At 66.1% G+C, this 20,340-nt stretch carries 24 protein-coding genes and 2 tRNA genes; 12 read left to right on the top strand and 14 right to left on the bottom strand.

The genetic code is table 11. The features are described 5' to 3' along the window. Nucleotides 1–29: 29 nt before the first annotated feature. The 9 genes from AC5IG3_RS03105 to AC5IG3_RS03065 are packed head-to-tail and all read left to right on the top strand — an operon-like array spanning nucleotide 30 to nucleotide 5,045. On the top strand, nucleotides 30–263 hold the full coding sequence (locus AC5IG3_RS03105; protein WP_491904809.1) for a hypothetical protein: 234 nt from the start codon (nucleotides 30–32) through the stop codon (nucleotides 261–263). Continuing rightward, nucleotides 260–634, top strand: coding sequence for a hypothetical protein (locus tag AC5IG3_RS03100; RefSeq protein ID WP_491904808.1), 375 nt, complete (start codon nucleotides 260–262; stop codon nucleotides 632–634). Before AC5IG3_RS03105 ends, AC5IG3_RS03100 begins: the two co-directional genes overlap by 4 nt. Continuing rightward, complete coding sequence (locus AC5IG3_RS03095) at nucleotides 631–1,626, top strand: hypothetical protein (RefSeq protein WP_491904807.1); 996 nt, start codon at nucleotides 631–633, stop codon at nucleotides 1,624–1,626. The genes AC5IG3_RS03100 and AC5IG3_RS03095 overlap by 4 nt, the downstream gene beginning before the upstream one ends. After that, complete coding sequence (locus tag AC5IG3_RS03090; RefSeq protein WP_491904806.1) at nucleotides 1,598–3,217, top strand: ParB/RepB/Spo0J family partition protein; 1,620 nt, start codon at nucleotides 1,598–1,600, stop codon at nucleotides 3,215–3,217. Before AC5IG3_RS03095 ends, AC5IG3_RS03090 begins: the two co-directional genes overlap by 29 nt. Further along, the gene (locus tag AC5IG3_RS03085; RefSeq protein WP_491904805.1) at nucleotides 3,214–3,696 is read left to right on the top strand and encodes a hypothetical protein; all 483 of its coding nucleotides are present in this window, start codon (nucleotides 3,214–3,216) and stop codon (nucleotides 3,694–3,696) included. Before AC5IG3_RS03090 ends, AC5IG3_RS03085 begins: the two co-directional genes overlap by 4 nt. After that, nucleotides 3,693–4,247, top strand: a complete 555-nt coding sequence (locus tag AC5IG3_RS03080) for a hypothetical protein (RefSeq protein WP_491904804.1) — start codon at nucleotides 3,693–3,695, stop codon at nucleotides 4,245–4,247. Before AC5IG3_RS03085 ends, AC5IG3_RS03080 begins: the two co-directional genes overlap by 4 nt. After that, nucleotides 4,244–4,483, top strand: a complete 240-nt coding sequence (locus AC5IG3_RS03075; RefSeq protein WP_491904803.1) for a hypothetical protein — start codon at nucleotides 4,244–4,246, stop codon at nucleotides 4,481–4,483. Before AC5IG3_RS03080 ends, AC5IG3_RS03075 begins: the two co-directional genes overlap by 4 nt. Further along, complete coding sequence (locus AC5IG3_RS03070; RefSeq protein WP_491904802.1) at nucleotides 4,480–4,818, top strand: hypothetical protein; 339 nt, start codon at nucleotides 4,480–4,482, stop codon at nucleotides 4,816–4,818. The genes AC5IG3_RS03075 and AC5IG3_RS03070 overlap by 4 nt, the downstream gene beginning before the upstream one ends. Further along, nucleotides 4,815–5,045 (top strand): hypothetical protein, encoded by a 231-nt coding sequence (locus tag AC5IG3_RS03065; RefSeq protein ID WP_491904801.1) that lies wholly within the window; start codon nucleotides 4,815–4,817, stop codon nucleotides 5,043–5,045. Before AC5IG3_RS03070 ends, AC5IG3_RS03065 begins: the two co-directional genes overlap by 4 nt. Here AC5IG3_RS03065 and AC5IG3_RS03060 read toward each other — a convergent pair. The 3 genes from AC5IG3_RS03060 to AC5IG3_RS03050 form a co-directional block, all read right to left on the bottom strand. Beyond that, a tRNA-Arg gene (locus AC5IG3_RS03060) sits at nucleotides 5,046–5,120 on the bottom strand. Continuing rightward, a complete protein-coding gene (locus AC5IG3_RS03055; protein ID WP_491904800.1) occupies nucleotides 5,099–6,211 on the bottom strand; it encodes a tyrosine-type recombinase/integrase in 1,113 nt (370 codons plus the stop codon). Before AC5IG3_RS03055 ends, AC5IG3_RS03060 begins: the two co-directional genes overlap by 22 nt. Next, the gene (locus tag AC5IG3_RS03050) at nucleotides 6,211–6,702 is read right to left on the bottom strand and encodes a hypothetical protein (protein ID WP_491904799.1); all 492 of its coding nucleotides are present in this window, start codon (nucleotides 6,700–6,702) and stop codon (nucleotides 6,211–6,213) included. Before AC5IG3_RS03050 ends, AC5IG3_RS03055 begins: the two co-directional genes overlap by 1 nt. A gap of 120 nt (nucleotides 6,703–6,822) precedes the next feature. Between AC5IG3_RS03050 and AC5IG3_RS03045 the strand changes: the two genes are divergently transcribed. Then, a tRNA-Arg gene (locus AC5IG3_RS03045) sits at nucleotides 6,823–6,897 on the top strand. A gap of 95 nt (nucleotides 6,898–6,992) precedes the next feature. Here the strand turns inward: AC5IG3_RS03045 and AC5IG3_RS03040 are convergent. After that, nucleotides 6,993–8,084, bottom strand: coding sequence for an acyltransferase family protein (locus AC5IG3_RS03040; protein ID WP_491904798.1), 1,092 nt, complete (start codon nucleotides 8,082–8,084; stop codon nucleotides 6,993–6,995). A 177-nt stretch (nucleotides 8,085–8,261) separates the two neighbouring features. Between AC5IG3_RS03040 and AC5IG3_RS03035 the strand changes: the two genes are divergently transcribed. Next, a complete protein-coding gene (locus AC5IG3_RS03035) occupies nucleotides 8,262–9,089 on the top strand; it encodes a DUF2189 domain-containing protein (RefSeq protein WP_491904797.1) in 828 nt (275 codons plus the stop codon). Here AC5IG3_RS03035 and AC5IG3_RS03030 read toward each other — a convergent pair. The 9 genes from AC5IG3_RS03030 to AC5IG3_RS02990 form a co-directional block, all read right to left on the bottom strand. Beyond that, nucleotides 9,075–9,965, bottom strand: coding sequence for a sugar phosphate isomerase/epimerase family protein (locus tag AC5IG3_RS03030; RefSeq protein WP_491904796.1), 891 nt, complete (start codon nucleotides 9,963–9,965; stop codon nucleotides 9,075–9,077). The genes AC5IG3_RS03035 and AC5IG3_RS03030 overlap by 15 nt on opposite strands. Continuing rightward, complete coding sequence (locus AC5IG3_RS03025) at nucleotides 9,962–10,888, bottom strand: VOC family protein (protein WP_491904795.1); 927 nt, start codon at nucleotides 10,886–10,888, stop codon at nucleotides 9,962–9,964. Before AC5IG3_RS03025 ends, AC5IG3_RS03030 begins: the two co-directional genes overlap by 4 nt. Before the next feature lie 61 nt (nucleotides 10,889–10,949). Next, nucleotides 10,950–11,999 (bottom strand): Gfo/Idh/MocA family protein, encoded by a 1,050-nt coding sequence (locus AC5IG3_RS03020; RefSeq protein WP_491904794.1) that lies wholly within the window; start codon nucleotides 11,997–11,999, stop codon nucleotides 10,950–10,952. After that, on the bottom strand, nucleotides 11,996–12,757 hold the full coding sequence (locus tag AC5IG3_RS03015) for an ABC transporter ATP-binding protein (RefSeq protein WP_491904793.1): 762 nt from the start codon (nucleotides 12,755–12,757) through the stop codon (nucleotides 11,996–11,998). The genes AC5IG3_RS03020 and AC5IG3_RS03015 overlap by 4 nt, the downstream gene beginning before the upstream one ends. Nucleotides 12,758–12,759: 2 nt before the next feature. Then, entirely contained in the window at nucleotides 12,760–13,506 is a 747-nt protein-coding gene (locus AC5IG3_RS03010; protein WP_491904792.1) for an ABC transporter ATP-binding protein, read from the bottom strand. After that, nucleotides 13,503–14,501, bottom strand: a complete 999-nt coding sequence (locus AC5IG3_RS03005) for a branched-chain amino acid ABC transporter permease (protein WP_491904791.1) — start codon at nucleotides 14,499–14,501, stop codon at nucleotides 13,503–13,505. The genes AC5IG3_RS03010 and AC5IG3_RS03005 overlap by 4 nt, the downstream gene beginning before the upstream one ends. A 13-nt stretch (nucleotides 14,502–14,514) precedes the next feature. Beyond that, nucleotides 14,515–15,390, bottom strand: a complete 876-nt coding sequence (locus AC5IG3_RS03000) for a branched-chain amino acid ABC transporter permease (protein ID WP_491904790.1) — start codon at nucleotides 15,388–15,390, stop codon at nucleotides 14,515–14,517. 162 nt (nucleotides 15,391–15,552) lie between these two features. Then, entirely contained in the window at nucleotides 15,553–16,743 is a 1,191-nt protein-coding gene (locus AC5IG3_RS02995; RefSeq protein ID WP_491904789.1) for an ABC transporter substrate-binding protein, read from the bottom strand. Between the two features lie 85 nt (nucleotides 16,744–16,828). Continuing rightward, nucleotides 16,829–17,689: a shikimate dehydrogenase family protein gene (locus AC5IG3_RS02990; protein WP_491904788.1), complete on the bottom strand. Its 861-nt coding sequence runs from the start codon at nucleotides 17,687–17,689 to the stop codon at nucleotides 16,829–16,831. Between the two features lie 201 nt (nucleotides 17,690–17,890). Between AC5IG3_RS02990 and AC5IG3_RS02985 the strand changes: the two genes are divergently transcribed. Further along, nucleotides 17,891–18,655, top strand: a complete 765-nt coding sequence (locus AC5IG3_RS02985; protein WP_491904787.1) for an IclR family transcriptional regulator domain-containing protein — start codon at nucleotides 17,891–17,893, stop codon at nucleotides 18,653–18,655. Between the two features lie 284 nt (nucleotides 18,656–18,939). On the opposite strand, the gene AC5IG3_RS02980 is transcribed toward AC5IG3_RS02985, so the two are convergent. Continuing rightward, nucleotides 18,940–20,247 carry a D-amino acid dehydrogenase gene (locus tag AC5IG3_RS02980; protein ID WP_491904786.1) on the bottom strand — a complete coding sequence of 436 codons (1,308 nt, stop codon included), beginning with the start codon at nucleotides 20,245–20,247 and terminating at the stop codon, nucleotides 18,940–18,942. Between the last annotated feature and the right edge of the window lie 93 nt (nucleotides 20,248–20,340).

Genomic DNA, 20,340 nt, shown 5'->3' with positions numbered 1-20,340 from the left:
ATCGTGTTTTGGCTGCTCGGGAGCCGGCCGTGAAGTACTACGCCCCACACAACCACTACACCGGTGCCCTTGTGCAGCAGCCCAACAACCATGTGCGCACCGATTGGATGGTGACCTACTGCCCCGACGCCGTGGTCGGCCAGCGCATTGGCATCAACGACACCGGCTTTCTCGACGCACCGGAGGCCATCCCCACCGGCAGCGTCCGCGCTCTGGACTGCGCGACCTGCACCCTGGGCATTGACTACGTAGGCCGCCCATGACGACCCAGCGCCTGAGCGGCACTCTTGCCCGCGATGCCGAAGCCCGCATCACGGCCCCGGATGGCACCTACCGCATCTACATCGAGCTGGAAGCAACACCCGACATGCCGGCCGTGCGCGCCTACCGCCAGTACGCCGCCGGCAACGTGGCGGCGATGGTGGCGCGCAGTGCCGCCAACCAGCTGCGCCGGGGCGCAGGCGTGTACGTGCACTGCCGGGGCCTGCACCACACCGAGACCCGCGACGGCCTGGTGCTGCTGTGCGTCGACGTCGAGCAGATCGAGCCGCTGGGCAAAGCCCCCACCCGCACCGAAGCCGAGCCCCGCCAGCAGCAGGGCGAACTGACACGCGGCGGCGTGATGCGGCTGTGAGCGGCATCACTGCCCGCCGCGCCACAGCCGTGGCTGCTGCGCTGGTCTCGCTGTGCGGTGTCGGCATGGCTGCGGCCGCAGCGTTTGAGCGCGCGGCCACGCCGGTCGACCGGGCTCTGGTGCTGGCCGTGGCCGTCACCATCACGCTGGCCGCGCACGTGCTGCCGGCGCTGGCACGCCGCACCGGGGGAAAGGGCCCGGCTGTCGGCTCGATCTGGGGCCTGTGGCTGGCCTGCATGGGCATCACGATCTATGGGCACGCGACGTTCTTCAGCGGGGCCGCAGCGCACGCCGGCAGTGCTCGGGCCAGTGCAGTGCAGACCAGCACCCACACGGCCGCGCTCACTGACCAGCTGGCCAACATCAGCGCGCGGCCGCTGGGCATGGTCGCCATTGACCTGGCTGCAGCGCATGCCCGTGCTGCGGCGCTGAATCTGCAGCTGACCCGGTGCGAACAAGACCAGCCCGGCCGCTGCGGTGCACGCCGGCTGGCCGTACAGCAAGCCCAGGCCCGAACCGATGCGCTCAAGACCGAGCACACCGAAGCCCAGCGCGCGGCAGACCTGCGTGAGCAGCTGGCCGCCTCAGCGGCCGCGCTGGACACGCGCCGCGCTGCCGCTGCCGTCGACCCAGTGGCGGGTCAATTGGCCCGCCTGACCGGCGCCAACGTCGAGGCGTTGACGCTGCTGGTGGCGGTGTTGTCTGCAGTGGTGGTTGAGCTGCTCGCCGCTGTGCTGTGGTCTGAGGCGCTGCGTGCGCCGCAACCAGATGCAGCCACCGCCGCGCTGCGGTTGTTTGCCGATGACCAAGAAAAGCGCATCGCCGCAGCGCGTACAGCCACGACGCCACCTCGGTCTCAACCCGTCATCCCTGCTGGGCGCGTGCGCCCACAGAGCACAGCGCCACCGCCACGCGCTGCCACCCCCTCTACGCCCGCCCCACATTCACCGCCCGGAGACCGCCATGGAAGCCGTATCACTGCTCTCGCTTGATCTCTTGCTTGAGAGCCCCACCAACCCCCGCAAGACGTTTGACGACGCCGGCCTGCAGGAGCTGGCCGACAGCATCACCAGCCAGGGCCTGCTGCAGCCCATCGTCGTGCGGCCAATCACCGGCAGCGCCAACTATGAGATCGTCTTCGGCCACCGCCGCTACCGCGCCGCGCTGCTGGCTGAGCTGAACTACCTGCCCTGCATCGTGCGGCCCATGACCGACCAGGCCGCCAGCATCGCCCAGCTGCACGAGAACCTCGAACGCGAAGACGTCCACCCGATCGAAGAAGCCGAGGCCTTCCGTCGGCTGATGGATGACCACAAGATCAGCGCCGACCAGATCGCCCGCGACACCGGCAAGAGCCGCACCTACATCTACAACCGCCTCAAGCTGGCCACGCTCACGCCAGAGGTGCGCAAAGCCTGCATGAGCGGCGACGTGGGCGCAGAGATCGCCACGCTGATCGCCCGCGTGCCGCTCGCGCTGCAGGCCAAGGCACTGGAGCGCTGCCACACCACCGACCACTTTGCACACAAGCCGGTCACCGTGGTCCGCAGCTACCGCGATGCCCGCCGCGAGCTGGAGCGCGGCTTCACGCGCACGCTGGCCGATGCCACATTCAACCCGTCCGATCACCTGCTGGTGCCCATTGCCGGCAGTTGCGACCACTGCCACGACTGCAGCAGCAACGATCCGGGCCTGAGCGACTTCGGTGCATACGTCTGCACGAACGTGCCGTGCTACGAGGGCAAGGATGCGGCGCACATCGAGCAGGTCAAGGAACGGGCCATTCGCCAAGGCCTGTGGATCGAAAAGTTCTCACATGCCACTCACACCTCGCTGGATAGCTATCTCTACACGGATCACACGTCTGGAACAGTTGTTAACTTCACCGTGGCTCAAGCCTTGGACCAGCTGCGTGCCGATGCACAGCCGCTGCCGGTGGTCTACACCACCTTACGCCCGGCCACTGCTGGTGAGCGCTTGATCGAATGCGTGATGCGCAGCGATGCGGAGGCCATGCGGCTCGCTGCGAAAGCCCGGCCGGCCGAGGCACAAAAAGCGGCAGCAGCCCAATCTACCCCTTCCACCGCTGCGCGCGGCGCCGACTTGCCGGGCCTGGTGGAGGATGCTGCGCCTGAGGTGCGGGCCGTGCTCGACCGTGAATCGTGGCTCGCGGTACGCACCGCGATCATGCTGCGCGTGCGCCAAACACCACGCACGACCGACGACCTGCGCCTGCTGCTGCTGCGAATGGTCGAAGACACCGGCTGCCTTGGCCTGGCCGAATCCATGTTCGGCTGGTCTGAGGTCATCACGGACACCGAGCGCCGTGCTGCGCTGGCCGCGATGGGCGCCGATGACCTGGCTGCGCTGCTGGTGATGGCAGCCATCGACAACGCCTACGGCTATCACCGTGTCACCGACGAGGCCATGCAAGATGCAGCCGATCGCCTGGCGCTGGCACGGCGCTACGGCGTCGACCCCCTTTCGGTGCCTTCGGCCCCTGTCCAGATGGTTGATGCCGGCTCTGCCGGCGATGCGAGCGATGCCACGACCGTCGACCTGTTCGAGGCAGCCGACGCATGAAGCGCCCCCGCCATCAGCCCAGCAAGACCGAGCTGATCGCCCGGCTGCATCGAGGCCTGCGCCCCAAGCTCACGCCCGATCAGCTCAGCGGCCTCAGCCTGGCGCACCACATCAACGTCGACGCCATCCGCGACGGCAGCGCCGATGAGGACACGCTGTGGCAGTACGCCGGCGGTGCGTTCACGTTTTCATGCATCGCGCAGCTGCTGGAGACCGGCATGCCCGAGATGGCCGAGCACCTCGCCAGCGTCACCCACCTGATCGAGCGCTACGGCAAGACCGGCCGCATAGCTTTCACCGGCACTGAATTGCAGATCGCCCGCACCGGCCTACAGGTGATGGACGCGCTGGCCGAGATCGTCGACCGCCCCACTGCCGTGCTGGCCGCCGACTGGTCCGAACGGCAGATCAACCAGCTGGCGGCCGCGCACCGCGCAGCGCACCCAACCCCCGCATCACTCCCGAAAGCCGCAGCATGACCACCTCACACACCTACACCCCTGAGCCCGGCAGCCTGGCCGAAAAGGTTTGCGCCTATTTCCTCAAGAACCCCGACGAAGCGCTGAGCGCCAAAGACATCATGCTCAAGTTCGACCTGGTCGCCGCCGCAGCCAGCATCGGCAAGCTGCTGGAGCCGGCCATCGGCGCCAAGCTGCTGCGCATCTGCCAGGCCAACACCTACGCCGCCGGCACGCGGCTGGCTGAGGCAGCGGCCAGCGCCAAGGTAGTCGCGCCCCCTGTAGTCAAGGCTCAGCGTGGCAGCCGCAAGCGCCTGCCAGACATCGACCTCAACGCAGTCAAGATCCACAAGGGCGTGCCGATGCCGATGCGCACGGCAGGCATGCTGGGGCGCACCAAGTACGAGGGCGTGCTCGGGTTGCTGACCGAGCCGGGCACCAGCTTCGAGATCTCGGCCCAGTACATCGGCGCCATCAACAAGGCCGCCACCGTGTTCGCCAAAGCGCATGGCCGCAAGTTCGCAGTGCGGCGCATTAACGACAAGACCATCGGCGTCTGGAGAGTCGCATGACCAGCCGCAAGATCTTCCCGCGCGAAACGCTGGGCATCCACGAAAGCAAGCGCATGGCCCCGGGCACTGTGCCCGACCGACCCGCCGGCCCGGCCATTGTGGTGACCGACAAGACCAAGCACACCATCCACCCCACGCCGCCGTGCCGCTATGCGGCTGATCCCGACCACGTGGGCGAGTTCAGCCGCGGCTGGGATGCGCTCCGCGCCAAGCCGACGAAAGGGGCCCGCGCATGAGCGACCTGCAAACCACGATCACGGCGCTGCGCGGCCTCAGCACGCCGCCCACCCGCTGGCTTGCCGTGAACATCACCTGCGAAGAGGCGCGGCTGCTGCTGGGGGAGATTGATCGCCTCAACGCGCAGCTGCTGCAAGCTGAGCAGACGATCAAGTTCGGCGATCGTCTGACCAACATGGACCACGCGAGATACCAGGACATGATGGCTATGGCGCTGGGCGCTTTGGAATACCACCGCGAGCAGACGCGGCCGATCCAGCGGACCGATGACACCATCAACGAACTGCGGGCGCGACTGGGCTTGCCGGCTGGTGTGAAGGGTGGTGCAGCATGAGCAGCCTCGTCACCCAGATGATCGTGGCCGAACGCTACGGCCTGCGCCTGAGCATCGAGCAGCTGGCCGAAATCCTCGGGCTCAGCAAGGGCGCGGTCTACACCCAGTCCAGCGCCGGCACGCTCGCCATCCCGACGTACAAGGACCAGGGCAAGCGCTGGGCCGACTACCGGGATGTGGCGGAGCACTTGGACAAGTGCCGGGAATCGGCGCGTGCGGCCTCGTGATGGTGGCCCCGACAGGAATCGAACCTGTATCTACCCCTTAGGAGGGGGTTGCACTATCCATTGTGCGACGGAGCCAGCGGCCCGGATTCTGCCGCATCCTGATCTGCCGCTGCGGCCTGCGCCTCAGCGGCTTTTTTCTGCGCTGCCACCTGGTGCAGCGCCTCGGGCTTCAGCTGCGTGTAGCGCCGCAGCATGTTCCAGGACTTGTGGCCCGTGACCAGCGCGACTTCCTGAATCGCAAAGCCGGCCTCGAAGAGCTGTGAAGTGCCTTCGTGGCGCAGGTCGTGGAAGTGCAGGTCAGGGATGGATAACGCCCGGCAACACTCGGTGAAGTACTTGCTGACCGTCTGAGCGCCGATCGGGAAGATCCGCGCATCGGCCGCGCCCTGCGGCTGGCGCTCCAGCAGCGCCCAGGCGTCGCCCAGCAGCGGCACCCACTGATCGTTGCCCGCCTTGTGGCGCGGATCCTTGCGGTCGCGCACCAGCAGCAGCCGCTTATCGCGGTCGACGTCGCCCCACACCAGCTGCTCGATCTCGCCGCGCCGCAGCGCCGTGGCCACGGCGAACCGCACGATCTCCGCGAACAACTCGCCCTTCTCTGCCGCCAGCCAGGTCGTGAGCGCGACCAGCTCGTCTTCAGTCGGGCGCCGCTCACGCTTGCCGCCGCCACCGATCAAGCTCAAGTGCTTGAGCAGCGGCCGCGCGGCCGCAGCCACGTCGGGCACCACCACCTTGAGCGCCACGCTGGCATAACGCATCACGGTGCCGAGCTTGCTGATCTCCATGTTGATCGTGTACGGCCCGGCGCCCTCATCGGCACGCATGCGGCAGTAGCCCACCAGGTCATGCGGGCTCACCGTCATCGCGTCCAGCTCGCCCAGGCCCGCCTTGATCTGCCGCAGCATGTAATGCTCGGTGCTGGTGTCGCTGATGGGCCGCGAGTGGTCGCGCAGCTTGCGGTACTCGTCGACCAGATCGCCCAGCAGCAGCACGCGGCCCAGCACAGCGGCCGGGGCTGGGGCCTTGCCACGATCGATCTGGGCCTCGATTTGAAGCGCCCAGCGGTCGGCTTCAGTCTTGGTGCGGAACGTCCTGCAGAAGGTCGGAAAACCCTTGCGACGGACAAGCGCCCGCCACTTGCCATTGATCTTGCAGATGCTGGCCATCAGCGGCCCCGCTTCAGCAGTTGGCGCAGCGCCTGCGCGAAATCCTCAGCCTCTGCTGCCGATGAAAAACTCGCCGAATGGCGCACCGAGATTTTCCAGCGCCGACCGGCGCTGGTGATCTTCACTGGATCAGAAATCCGTCGGTTGGCGCCGTTCTCGGCAGGCGTCACCCAGCGCACATTGCCTTTGCTGTAAGGGCCATCGTTGTCGACTCGGTCCAACTGCATACCGGGCCGGGGCGGATTCCCTACATCAGCGAAGTAGGTGTCGAAATCTGACCATGCTGGATCGATAGCGATGCCGCGACCGCCATAGTTGTGGAACGCATGGTGCTGCTCGTTCGTGCACCGCGCCCACATCTGCCGCCAACGGCTCCAGGCCTGCCGCCTTGCAGCAGACTTCAGCCGCTTCGCGGCATCGATCGTCTGCTTCAGGCTGCGCAGGTATGCTGCTGCGTCTCCCTTGAACTGCTCCGCAAGTGCATTTTCCATATCAATACCGCCATTTGATTCGGTATCACTTTATCACTCACTTGGTACGTGATATTGGCTGATATTGGCTGATTCACGCTGAAAATCTCCATTGAAGAAAGCTCTTAAATCCTGCTTTATCTCGCCGTAGTTCAATGGATAGAACGGCCGCCTCCTAAGCGGCAAATACAGGTTCGATTCCTGTCGGCGAGACCATCAAAGCGTCAAGACGCACTGATCCGGACAACAAAAAACCCCGCTTCTCGCCACCGAGAAGCGGGGTTTTTCATTTGAAACTGGACCCAGGTCGTTCAGACCTCGCCGAGTCGCGACTTGCTGTGTTCACCCAGCGGGCGCGTGGGCTTGACCAAGCTGATCCAAGCCGGTCGCTTGTACAGGAACGACAGGCCCACGCGATTGGCCAAGTGATAGGCCAGGACGGAGATGCCGATGCAGCCGACCAGTGCGACCGTGCCCACGACATGGAGTTGCGCGCCAACCGGCGAGGCTTTCAGTGCCGGCACGATGATGATCATCGGCAGGTAGAAGCCCAGGTACACGACGATGGAGTTCTTGCCAAGGTAGTTGATCCCTGAAGCCCAACGTTGCGCGGCGACCAACTGGCTGAGCACCACCACGGCGCTGATGCCCAGGAAGCCCATGATCATGTTGGCGGTAAAGCCATCGTTCAACCGCAGTTTCACTGCCGCGCCATTGCAGATGGCCCAGACCAGCAGGCCGGCAGTCGCCACCTTGCGATGCTCGCTGGTCCAGTCAGCCAGCGCAAAGAACCGGTTTGCGAACACATGACCGGCATAGAAAAAGCCGAAATACACGCCAAACCGGTCGACGTGATAAATGCCGGTGCTGAGCGGAAAAACCATGAGCAGCAGCGCAGCAGGCATGACGATCCAGACCGGCACCTGACGCAGCAGACGCGTGGCGACGAAGTAGACCGACAGCATCATGATGAACCAGAGGTTCTGGAACGGTGAATACAGCAGGTAGAGCAGCGACGTGAGCGCCTCAGTCGCACTGGTCGGCGTCTCATGGCCGAGCAGCCAAGTCACCGGCACGGTGAGGAACGTCCACAGCACAAAGAAGTAGAGGTAGTGGACCACCTTGGTATCGAGGTAATGCCGCCATGGCCGATCAATCACGCGCGACAGGAACAGGCCCGAGATCAGGAAGAAATCGGGCATGCGGAACGGCTTCGCGAATGACACGAAGTAGCCCAGCCAGCCCGCCGGAGTCCCTGCAACGTGCTCCTGCATCGTGCCCACGACCCACATGGCGACCACGGCCACAATGCAAAAGCCTTTGGCGAAATCGACCCAGCCAAAGCGGTCCTGTTTGCGTAGAGATCCCTGCACGATGGCGTCCTTGTTACAAATTTGTTTCAATAACCCTCACTTTAGTGCAGAAATGAGGCGCTGAATTGCTTTGAATAGGGGGTTTCGCCACCTCATTAACGGGATTCATCAACGCGCTTGATCTTGCAATTCTCGAAACTTAAGCGCAGTTAATAAATTCATCTGCCCGAAAGATCCACCGCCGCACTTTCCTGGAACTGCAACCCGATGAGCGACCCTCTACCGAACATGTCCGACGTCGACCCGCACAAAGCGGCAGGCCATGCAGCAGCTCCCACGCTGGCCCCACTCACCCTGCGCGACCCGCTGCGCTGGCTGGCGCTGGGCTGGCGTGATTACGCACGTCACCCCGGCATCGGCAGCTTCTACGGCCTGTGCTTCATGGCGATGGGCTGGGCGCTGATGAAGGTGTTCGAGCAGGCGCCTGCCTGGACGCTGGCGCTCTCGGCCGGCTTTCTGCTGATGGGGCCATTCCTGTGCATGGGGCTGTACCAGGTCAGCCTGCGGCTGGAGCGTGGCGAGCAGCCCGACCTCGGCGACAGCCTGACCGCCTGGGACGAGCACATCGGGCCGATGGCGATCTTCGGCTTCGTGCTGCTGGTGCTGGAGATGCTGTGGGGCCGCGCCAGCCTGGTGATCTTTGCGGTCAGCTTCGACGGCATGCCGGACTTCAAGGGCTCGCTGCTGGCGCTGCTCGACCCCGAGAACCTCGGCTTCATCGTCGCCTACCTGGGCGTGGGCGCGGTGTTTGCCGGGCTGATCTTCGCCGTCAGCGTCATCAGCATTCCGATGATGCTGGACCGCCAGGTCGACGCCATCACCGCCGGCCTCACCAGCCTGCGCCTGGTGCTGACCCAGCCCGGCGTGATGCTGCTGTGGGGCGCGCTGCTGACCGTGGCGGTGGTGCTGGCGATGCTGCCGTGGTTTGCCGGGCTGCTGGTGGTCGGCCCGGTGCTGGGGCATGCCAGCTGGCATGCGTACCGGGCCGCCGTGATGGACGAAAGCTTGAACGAAAGCTGCTCAGAGCACCACTGACTCGCGCCCGCGCAGCGTCACGCGGTCGGGCAGCGGGGTGGAGCGGCGCAGCACGTCCTCATCGAGCCACAGCGCGCTCTTGCGGGCGCGCTCGGCCACCACCGGCAGCGGCAGTTGCTGGTAGTCGTCGTTGAAGACCTCGAAGCTGTAGTCGCCCCGGTAGCCCATGCGGTCCAGGCGCAGCACCAGGTCGACCAGTTCGTCGCTGTGCACGCCCTCGCCAGGGAAGACGCGGAAGTGGCGCGCGGTGGACATGCGCTCCTCGAACGAGCGGACTTCCTGCCACATGAAATCAGCCAGCTGCACCAGATAGATCTTGGCCGGATCGATGTAGTCCAGCTCTTCGAGCGAGCTCCTGGCCGCCAGGATGTGGAACGAGTCGATGCCCAGCCCGAGGTTGGGGCAATCGGCGCGCATCACCAGGTCCCACGACTGTTGGAACTCATTGACCGTGCGGCCCCACGACAGCGCCTCGTAGGCGATGCGGATGCCGTGCGGCACCGCCAGCATCGCCAGCTTGCGCAGGTCGCGCACCAGGTCAGCGCTGTCCTGGCTGGCGTGGGTCGAGGTCGACGAGCACGCCAGCAGCACCTTGCAGCCCAGCGCCGCGGCCATCTCGATCATGCTCTTGGCGATGTCGACCTTGTAGGCGTGCAGGTGGCCCGACAGGCCCTCGAAATCACGCAGCACCTGGAAGCCGGTGACACGCAGGCCGCTGTCGCGCACGGCGGCAATCGCGGCGTCCAGTCCCTGCGGGTGACCGACCAGATCGCGCGCGGCCAGCATGACCTGGCTGAAACCCGCACCCTTGATCGCCTGCAGCTTGGCCTCCAGCGGTCCGGCCAGCGTGATGGTGTCCATGCCGAAGCTGTTCATGCGCCCTTGCTCCATTCGCCGCGTTCACCGCGTTCGTCGTGCACCAGCTCGAACATCACCGTGCCCATGTAGGTGCGGGTGAGCGCGCCGCGCTCGTCGGTGTGGGTCTTGGCCGACTCGACGAACTCGACGCCCTGCGCGCGCAGCACGGCTGCGGCCTGCTGCACGTCGGCCACGCCCAGGCCGATGCGCTGGAACAGCTCGGTGTTGTCGAGCACCAGCGGATCGGGCTCGATCAGCTGCAGGAAGAACTGGCCGCACGGGCTCTGCAGCACCACGCCCTTGGGCAGGATGCCGAAGCGCTGCTCGGGCGGCAGTTCGGCAAAACCCATCAGCTCGCGGTAGAACGCCACCCAGTCGTCGGTGCGGTCGAGGCCGATGTACTGCACCACGCCGAAGAAATGCAGGCCGGCCACGGCGGGCGGGCGCTGGTCGACGCCGGGAATCGGCACGAAGTCGACGTCGTAGATCGAGAACTCGCGGTAGCGGTCGACAAAATAGATGTGCGCGCCGCCCGGGCCGTGGATGCCGGGAATATTCAGCTCCATCACCTGCGCGTGCATGGGCACTTCCCAGGCGCCGCGCTCCAGCGTGTCCTCAAAAGCCTTGCGCGCGTCGCGCACGCGCAGTGCGATCGCCGAAATGCGCGGCGACTCGCCCGGCGCCTGCGGGTGGCGGCTGCTGGCGGTCGAGCCGCGCAGCAGGCCGGGATGCGCGTTGACGATGATGTTCATGCTGCCCTGGCGGTAGAGCAGCACCTCGCGCGAGCGGTGCCGCGCCACCGGCCTGAAGCCGAGCGTTTCCAGCACCTGGCCGAGCGCCTGCGGCCGCGAGGTGGCGTATTCGATGTACTCGATGCCATCCAGCCCGATCGGGTTGGGCAGCGCCTCGGCGGCTTCGCGTTCGAGCAGGACTTCGGTCATCGGGGGGCTCCTGAGGCTGGGTTCGGTAAACCGTAACTCTAGCCGCGTCTCAGGCGATTTTTCAGATCAACCGCACCCGCTGGCCGGTGCGGGCGGCCTCGGCCACCGCCAAGGTCACTTGCAGCGTCTTGAAGGCCTCTCGGGCGCTGACCAGCGGCGCGACCTCGCGGCGGATCACGGCGCAGAAATGCGCCAGCTGGCGCACCAGCGGATCGACCTCGGTCTGCGGCAGCGGCGCCATGCTCAGCGGCGCAAACCACGAACGCTCGCCCTCGTAGCGGTAGACGCGCTGCGTCGGCACCATGATCGAGCCCTGCGTGCCGGCGATCACGTAGCAGTCCTGGTCGCCGTGGTGGTCGTAGGCCTTGTTCTCGCCGCTGGTCTGCTCCCAGCTGCGCGGGCTGGCAGCGGTGTCGCTCAAGAGGAAAGTGCCCAGCGCGCCGTTGGCAAAGCGCAGGTTGATGGCCACGGTGTCTTCGACCGCAAAGCCGCGCGTCGCGTTCGACGCAAAAGCCTGCACCTCGACCACGTCACCCACCAGCGCGCGCAGGTTGTCGATCTCGTGGATCAGGTTGATCAGGATCGGCCCGCCGCCCGGCTGCGTGCGCCACGGCGCGTCGGTGAAGTAATGGTCGGGCTTGAGGAAGGTCGCGCTGGCCTGCACGCCCACCAGCCGGCCGATGTGGCCGCTGCGGATCGCCTCGACCGCGTTCGCCAGCACCGCGCTGTGGCGGCGGTGGTGGCCCACCAGCACCGGCACGCCGCTGGCGTCGGCCGCGTCGACCAGGCGCTGCGCCTCGGCCACGCTGTCGGCAATCGGTTTCTCGACCAGCACCGCCACACCGGCGGCGATGCAGGCCAGCGCACCGCTGACATGCAGCGCGTTGGGCGTGGCCAGGATCACGCCGTCAGGCTTTTGTGACTCCAGCATCGCGGCCAGATCGGCGTAGACCGGCACGTGTTCACCCGCCTGCGCCAGCGTGGCCGGCGCGGGCTTCGGATCGACCAGCGCGACCAGCTCGCATTCGCTGCTGGCCTGAATGCGCTCGATGTGCGCCCGGCCGATCAGCCCGGCGCCGGCCACCGCGATACGGAGCCTGGCTGCCGTCATGCTGCTTTGGCGCCGCTCGACGCCTGATGCGCACCGCCCAGGAACAGCCGCTCGATGTTCGGGTCGTTGAGCAACTCGTCGGCGCGCTTCTGCAGCACGCGGCGGCCGGATTCCAGCGCGATGGCCTCATCGGCGATCTTCAGCGCGCTCTTGACGTTCTGCTCGACCATCAGCACCGTGGTGCCCTGGTCGGCCAGCTGGCGCAGCAGCTTGAAGACGTCCTGCACCACCAGCGGCGACAGGCCGATGGACGGCTCGTCGATCAGCAGCACCTTGGGGCGCAGCAGCAGCGCGCGGCCCACTTCGAGCTGCTTCTGCTCGCCGCCGGACAAGGCCGCTGCCGGGCTGTTGATGCGCTCCTTGACGCGCGGGAAACGCTCCAGCACCTCGGGGATGCGCTCGCGCGTGGTCTTCATGCCCAGGGTGATGCCGCCCAGTTCCAGGTTCTCGTAGACCGACAGCTGGCCGAACAGGTTGCGGCCCTGCGGCACGAAGGCGATGCCGTGCTGGACCAGCAGGTCCTTGGAGCTGGCGCCGGTGATGTCCTGGCCGTCGAGCTTGATGCTGCCATTGCGCACCTTCAGCAGGCCGAACAGCGTCTTGAGCACCGTGCTCTTGCCCGCGCCGTTGGGCCCCAGCAGCAGCGTGATGGCGCCGCGCCTGGCCTTGAAGCTGAGGTTGTTCAGGATCATGAAGTCGCCGTAGCCGGCGAGCACGTTGTCAAACTCGATGGCGTGCTCTGAATGAGAGGTCGTCATGGTCAGCTTCCCAGGTAGGCGTCCAGAACTTGCTTGTTGGCGCGGATTTCGGCCGGCGTGCCGATGGCCATCACCTGGCCCTCGACCATCACCATGATGCGGTGGCACAGGTCCATCACGAAGTCCATGTTGTGCTCGATCACCACGAAGGAGCCCTTCTGCTTCTGGTTCAACTGCTTGAGCAGCGTGCTGATGCCGCCCACCAGGCTCGGGTTGACGCCGGCGCACGGCTCATCCAGCAAGACCAGATCCGGCTCGCTCATGAACGCCATTGCAATGTCGACCAGCTTCTGCTGGCCGTAGCTCAGCTCGCCGGCCTTCTTGTCGGCCACATGGCGGATGCGGAACAGGTCGATCAGCTCGTCGGCCTTGGCGCCCAGCCCCGAGTCGCTCGGCGCGAACATGCGGCTGAACATCGTGCCCTTGTGCTCCTGTGCGGCCACGATCAGGTTGTCGCGCACCGTCATCTTGCCGAACACCTGCAGGGTCTGGAAAGTGCGGCCAACGCCACGGCGGTTGAGTTCCAGCGGGCTCAGGTTGGTGATGTCGCGGCCATTGAGCTCAATGCGGCCGGCGTCCGGCGTGATCTGGCCGAGCACGCTGTTGAACATCGTGGTCTTGCCCGAACCGTTGGGGCCGATCACGCCGAAGATCTCGCCGGGGCGGACTTCGAAGCTCACGCCGCCCACGGCCTTGATGGCGCCGTAGGACTTCTTCAGGTCGGTGACTTTGAGCAGCGCTTGGCTCATGACTGGGCTCCTTCGTTGGCAGCAGCGGCAGCGGCCGATGCAGCGCGGGCGGCAGACGCCTCACGCGAGAGACGGCGGGCGCGCAGGCGGTCCGGAATGCTCAGCAGGCCATCGGGCAGCCACAGCATCAGCAGGATCACGGCCGCGCCGAAGATGAACAGGTACCAGGCCTGCGCGAAGCGCAGCCACTCGGGCAGCAGCACGCCCATGGCCGCGCCCAGCACCGGGCCGAAGAAGTAGCCCGGCCCCCCCAGCACGACCATCAGGTACATCATGATCGACGCGCCCACGGTGAACGGCGCCGGCTCGATGAACTGCACCAGGCTGGCAAACAGCGCCCCGGCCACGCCGGCGTAGACCGCGCCGATCGCAAACGCCAGCAAGGTGTAGCCCTGCACGCTGATGCCGAGCGACTCGGCCCGGATCGGGTTGTCACGCAGTGCGGTGAACGCCTTGCCCCAGGGCGAGCGCAGCAGACCGAACAGCAGCGCACCCAGAATCAGCGCCACTCCGAGCACGAAGTAGTAGTACGCCAGGTTGCCGCTCAGGTCGAGGCCGAACAGCGTCGGGCGGGCAATGCCGTTGATGCCGAAGGTTCCCCCGGTGAGCCACTCCTCGTTGCGCATCACCAGCCAGACGGCGGTGTTGAAGCCCAGCGTGGCGAATGCAAGGTAGATGGTCTGCACGCGCAGCGCCGGGAATCCGACCGCCAGGCCGATCACGAAGCAGCCGATCATGGCCACCGGCAAGCCGACCCAGAAGCTGAAGCCGGCCTGCATCATGATGGCCACCGTGTAGGCGCCGATGCCGAAGAAGGCCGCGTGGCCGAGCGACTTCTGCCCCGCATAGCCGATGGTCAGGTTCAGCCCCATGGTGGCGATGATGAACACCAGCCAGTAGGTGAAGAGGTAGATGCCGTAGTTCTTGAGCAGCGGCGGCGCCGCCAGCAACAGCACCAGGATGGCCAGCAGGCCGAGCTTGTGTAGAAGTTTCATGACGTGTGGCTCCTCAGACCTTGCGCATTTCCTTGACGCCCAGCAGGCCTTGCGGCTTGAAGAGAATCACGACCATGAACAGCACCAGCGCGACCGCGTCCTTGTAGGCCGGCGAGATGTAGGCTGCGGCCAGGTTCTCGGCCACGCCGACGATCACGCCGCCCAGCAGCGCGCCGCGGCTGTTGTTGAAACCGCCGATGATGGCGGCGAAGAAGGCCTTGTTGCCCAGGCCTTCGCCCATGTCGAACTTGGCCAGATAGGTCGGCGTGACCAGCAACGCGGCGGCGCAGGCCAGCAGCGCGTTGATGGCAAACGTGTAGAACACCATGCGCGGCACGTTGATGCCCAGCACCGTGGCGCTCTCGGTGTTCTGCGCCACGGCCTGCATGGCGCGGCCGGTGACGGTCTTGTTCAGGAAGGCCTGCGTGGCCAGCACCAGCAGCAGCGCAAAGCCCAGCGTGCCGACGTCGGCCAGCGTGATGGTGACGCCGCCGATGTTGAACAGCTTGTCGGCGAACAGGCTCGGGAACGGGTGCGCCTCGGCGCTGTAGCCGGCACGGATGCCGTTGCGCATGGCGATCGACAGACCGATGGTGGCCACCACGATCGGCATCAGGCCGAACTTGAGCAGCGGGTCGGCAATGCCGCGCTTGAAGGCCCAGCCCAGCACGAACACCGCCACGAAGCAGGTCGCCGCAAACGCAGCCAGCAGCGGCAGGCCGGCGGCCATGAAGGCCAGCATGATGAAGGCGGGCAGCATCACGAACTCGCCCTGGGCGAAGTTGATGGTGCCGCTGGCCTGCCACAGCAGCGTGAAGCCGAGGGCGGCCAGCGCGTAGATGCTGCCGGTGGCGACACCGGAGAACAGCAGTTGGAGGAAGTCGGTCATGGGGCGGTCCTTTCGACGTGGCCAGTGACAGGGAATGCCGAGGGGTGCCCTCCCCCGCCCGGCGCTTCTGTGGCGCCGATGCAGGGGAGGGACTTGGGGGCGATGACGGGAGAGAGAGAAACCAGGCCGGCAGAACGCCGACCCGAGCGCCGCAGGAGCGGCTTACTTCTTGGGTGCAGCGGCCTTGGCGGGCGCCGCAGCGGACATCGGGTTGAGCGGGGGCAGCACTTCCTTGACGATCTGCTTGCCGTCCTTGACTTCGACCACGAAGCTCTCGCGGTCGAGGTCGCCGTTGGCGTCGAAGCTCACGTCCATCAGCACGCCGGGCTCCTTGGCGGCGCTGATCTGCAGGCCGTGCAGGACCTTGGCCACGGCGATGCGGTCGAGCTTGCCGACCTTCTCGATCGCCGCCTTGAGCGAGTAGACGCCGGTGTAGCCCTTGATGCCGTTGTGGTCGGAGATGTACTTGTAGTCCTGGTAGAACTTGGCCTTGTACTTGAGCATCAGCGGGTTGGGCGCGTCCACCGTCAGGCCGACGTGGGCGACGACGCCGTTGGCGGCTTCACCGGCCAGCTCGATCACCTTCTGGCCCGTCAGCGTGGTCTCGCCGACGATGGGCTTGCTCCAGCCCTGCTTGCGCAGTTCGCGCAGGGCACGGGCGGACTCTTCCTCGTTGGTGTAGACGAACAGCGCGTCGGCGTTGGACTGCTTGGCCTTGAGCACCGGCGCAGAGAAGTCGACCTGGCCCGAGTCGGTCGAGATGTCGGCCACCACCTTCACGCCGCTGGCTTCCAGCGCCTTGGTGATGGCGTCGCGTCCGCCCTTGCCGAAGTCATTGTTGACGAACATCACCGCGACCGTCTTGGCCTTCAGGCCCGTGGCGATGTACTTGGCCACCTTGGGCATCGCGGTGGTCTGCGTGAAGCTGGTGCGGAAGATGTACGGGTTGCCCTTCTGGGTGATGGCCGCGGCCTCGCCACCGGTGAAATTGGGCACCTGGGCGCGCTGGGTCTCGGCCATGCTGACCATGATCGAGCCGGAGAACACCGGGCCGAACACCGCGAACACCTCGTCATCGATGGCCTTCTGCGTCAGGCCCTTGGCCACGCCGGGGTTGCTCTGGGTGTCGGAGGTGACGGTCTCGATCTTCTTGCCCAGGATGCCGCCGGCGGCGTTGATTTCCTTGACCGCCAGCTCGACGCCGTTCTTGAAGTTGGTGCCGGCGGTGGCGCCCGCGCCCGAGAGCTCGACGATATTGGCAATCTTGATGGTGGCTTGCGCCTGCGCCAGACCGGCAGCAGACAGGGCCAGCAGCGCAACGGCGGCGCTCACGTGACGACGGGTGAAGTTCATGGAAGTCTCCTGCAAGGTCAGGCGGTATGCGCCAGGGGGTAGAACAAGGTCGGTCGGGAAAAGGGTCGCGGATCAGTCGCGGAAATCAATCACGGAACTCGGGCTCGAACAACGCCCGCACCGGCGCCAGATCGGCCTGCACCGCCCGCGCCACGTCGTCGAGGCCGAAGAAGCGCAGGTACTCGGGCACCTGCTGGATCAGCATCTCGTAGCCGGGGTGCGCCGTCAGGCCGCGCTCGGCGCAGGCGCGCAGCAGCGGCGTGGGCTGGTTCTTCATCAGGATGTCCATCACCACCGCACCGGCGTCGACCCGGCTCACGTCCAGCGGCAGCGGATCGGTGTTGTCCAGGCCCAGCGGCGTCGCGTTGATGACGATGTCATAGCCGCCCGGGTCGCCGCTGGCGGGCGTGCTGACGCTGACGGCGGTGACGCTGCGCAGCCGCTCGGCGGCGCTCTCGGCGCGGCCAGGCGTGGCGTCGAACAGCGCCAGCTCGGCCAGCGGGCGCTGCACCAGCGCGGTGGCAATCGCCACGCCCGCGCCACCAGCACCCACGATCAGCACGCGGGCGCCGCGGCAGGGCACGCCGAAGTGGTCGAGCGACTTGGCGAAGCCGATGCCATCGAACAGCGCGCCTTCCAGGCTGCCGTCGGCCCTGCGGCGCACGGCGTTGACGGCATCGGCCGTGCTGCCGCTCAGGTCGCAGTGCGCCAGCAGCGGCAGCAGCGCGGTCTTGTGCGGCACGGTGACCCACAGGCCGTCGATGTTGCGGGCCGCGAGGGTGTGGCGCACAAAGCCGGCCAGATCCTCCGGCGCCACATGGGCCGGCACCAGCACGGCGTCCACGCCATGCTGGGCGAACAGGTGGTTGAAAACCTCCGGCGCCCGCACCTGGGCCACAGGATGGCCCAGAACCATGAAGACGCGGGTGTTGCCGGAAATTTGCATGAAGTGGTTGTATGCGCTGCAGCACGATCATGCTGCGATGGATGCGACTCTAGGTTTGCGCTGTCGCAGTCACAAGCAGCAAACACGCCATTTGCGCGATAATCGCGCACGCTGCGCGCTCATCGAACGCTTCCGGGGTTTGTCCTAGGCTCCCAGGCGATGACGGTCGCCCTTCCCCACACCGTCCACCGGAGGCTGCCCATGGAACCCCCCATTGATCGCAAGGATCTGATCGAAGGCCTGGGCAAGGGCCTGCGCGTCATCGAGGCCTTCGACGATGAGCACCCGCGCCTGACCCCCAGCGAGTGCGCCGCCCGCAGCGGCATCACCCGCACCGCAGCGCGCCGCTATCTGTTGAGCCTGGTGCACTTCGGCTATGCCGACCACGACGGCAAGCAGTTCTGGCTGCTGCCGCGCGTGCTGCGGCTGGGGCAAAGCTATCTGGGCGCAGCGCGGCTGCCACGCCTGGTGCAGCCCTTCATCCAGCGGATGTCGCAGGCGTGCGGCGAGACGGTCAACTTCAGCGTGCTTGATGGCCACGAGATCGTCTACCTGGCGCGCAGCAACAGCCCGCGCGTGATCTCGATCGGCTTCCATGCCGGCGCGCGGGTGCCGGCGCATGTGGTCACGCCGTCGCTGGTCATCCTGGCGCACTACACCGACGAGGCGCTGGAGCGCTGGATTGCCGAACACCACTTCGCCGCCTTCGCACCCAACACCATCACCGACCCGGTGCAGTTCCACGCCGACGTGATGGGCGCGCGCCGGCTGGGCTATTGGATCACCGAGCAGCAACTGGAGATCGGCCTGCGCGGCATGGCCGTCGCACTGAAAGACCGCAAGGGCAACTGCCTGGGCGCCATCGGCACCACCATGCCTATCCAGCCCTACAGCCGCGAGGAAGTGGTCGCCCGCCTTCTGCCGCTGCTGCAGGAAACCGCGCAGGCACTGCGGCAGGTGGTTTGAGTCTCAGCGGATCCAATTCGCGGTTGAATCCGCCCCAAAGAAAAAGCCCACCGCCAGGGTGGGCTCAAGAGCAATTCTGCAGGCAGAACGCCGTAAATGTCCGGATGATCATTGCCCCGTTCCGCGTGTTGCTTTTTATTGGGTGCGGACTTCAGTGCAATGGTTTCTGGTTCTGATGGTTTCGTGCGACAGCAACTGAAATGAAATGTAGGTAAGCCTCATCCCCCTGCACATCCCCACAATGGTGGAAGCAGCGTCGCTAAGTCGCCTCGTTTTGAGACACGTCAAGCCGGTGCGTAGCGAGCTTGGCTAAAGGATGCATCGACGCCACAGAACCTGAAATCCAGCGCCGGTTGCAGGCCGCCGATCAGGTCGGCCAGCGCGCGGCCCGAGCCGGCGCCATGGGTCCAGCCGAGCGTGCCGTGCCCGGCATTGACCCACAGCCCAGCCACGCGCGTACGGCCAATGTAGGGGATGTTGTCGGGCGTGCTGGGGCGCAGGCCGGTCCAGTAATTCGGCTCGGTGGTGTCGGCCACACCGGGGAAAAGTTCCTCGTAGCGGGTGCGCAGCGCCTCGCAGCGGACGCGGGCGGTGGCGCTGTCGAGGCGAGTGTCATAGCCCGCCATCTCGGCCGTACCCGCCACCCGGACCTGATCGCCCAGCCGGGAGATGGCGATCTTGCGTGAGTCGTCCAGCAGGCTGACGACGCTGGCGCGCGCCGGATCACGCAGCTTGAAAGTTGCCGAATAGCCCTTGGCCGGATAGATGTTGAGGCACACACCCACCTGCCGCAGCAGCGGCGCGCTGTAGGAGCCGAGCGCGACCACCACCGCATCGCCGCGCAGCGTCTGACTCACGCCGGTTTCGCGGCTGCGCACGCGCACGTGCTCGACCGCACCGCCCGCAGTGGCGAGTGCTTCGATGTCATGGCCGAACAGGAAGCGCGCGCCCATCTGCGCACAGCGCTGCGCCAGCGCCTGGGTGAAGACGCGTGCATCGCCCGACTCGTCGCTGGCGGTGTAGGTGCCACCAGCAATCTGCGCGCCATAGGCGGCCAGGGCGGGCTCCACGCGCAGGACCTCGTCTCGGCTGAGCACGCGGCGGTCCACACCGTAGCGGCGCATCAACTCGGCACCCGCCGCGCCGGCCTCCAGATCGGCCTGGGTGGAGAAGAAGTGCAGGATGCCGCGCTCCAGCCGCTGGTATTCGATGCCGGTTGCGGCCACCACGTCCTTGAGCGCTGCATGGCTGTAGCGCCCGAGGGCGACCAGCTGCCGCACGTTGCGCTCGAAAGCCGCGTCGGTGCATTGCCCCAGGAACGACAGGCCCCAGCGCCACTGGTGCGGGTCCAGCCGGGGGCGAAACAGCAGCGGCGAATCGTCGCGCAACAGCCATTTGGCGACCTTGAACGGCGCGCCGGCGTTGGCCCAGGGTTCGCAGAAACTGACCGAGATCTGCGCACCATTGGCAAAACTGGTCTCCATGGCTGCGTCCGCGCAGCGATCCACCACCGTGACCTCATGGCCTTGCGACAGCAGATGCCAGGCCGTGCTGATGCCGATGATGCCGGCGCCAAGTACAACAACGTGCATGACAAGCTCCTGAAATAGACATGAATTCGTTGGGATGCAATCTTCGGGCGCAGCCATGCTTTTGAATAGATAGATTAATATTTATTGAATTTC

It is taken from the genome of Leptothrix sp. (in: b-proteobacteria), assembly GCF_965250675.1.
GTDB lineage: Bacteria > Pseudomonadota > Gammaproteobacteria > Burkholderiales > Burkholderiaceae_C > Sphaerotilus.
The sequence above is the reverse complement of the archived record's forward strand: the minus strand, read 5'-3'. Positions and strand labels throughout refer to the sequence as shown.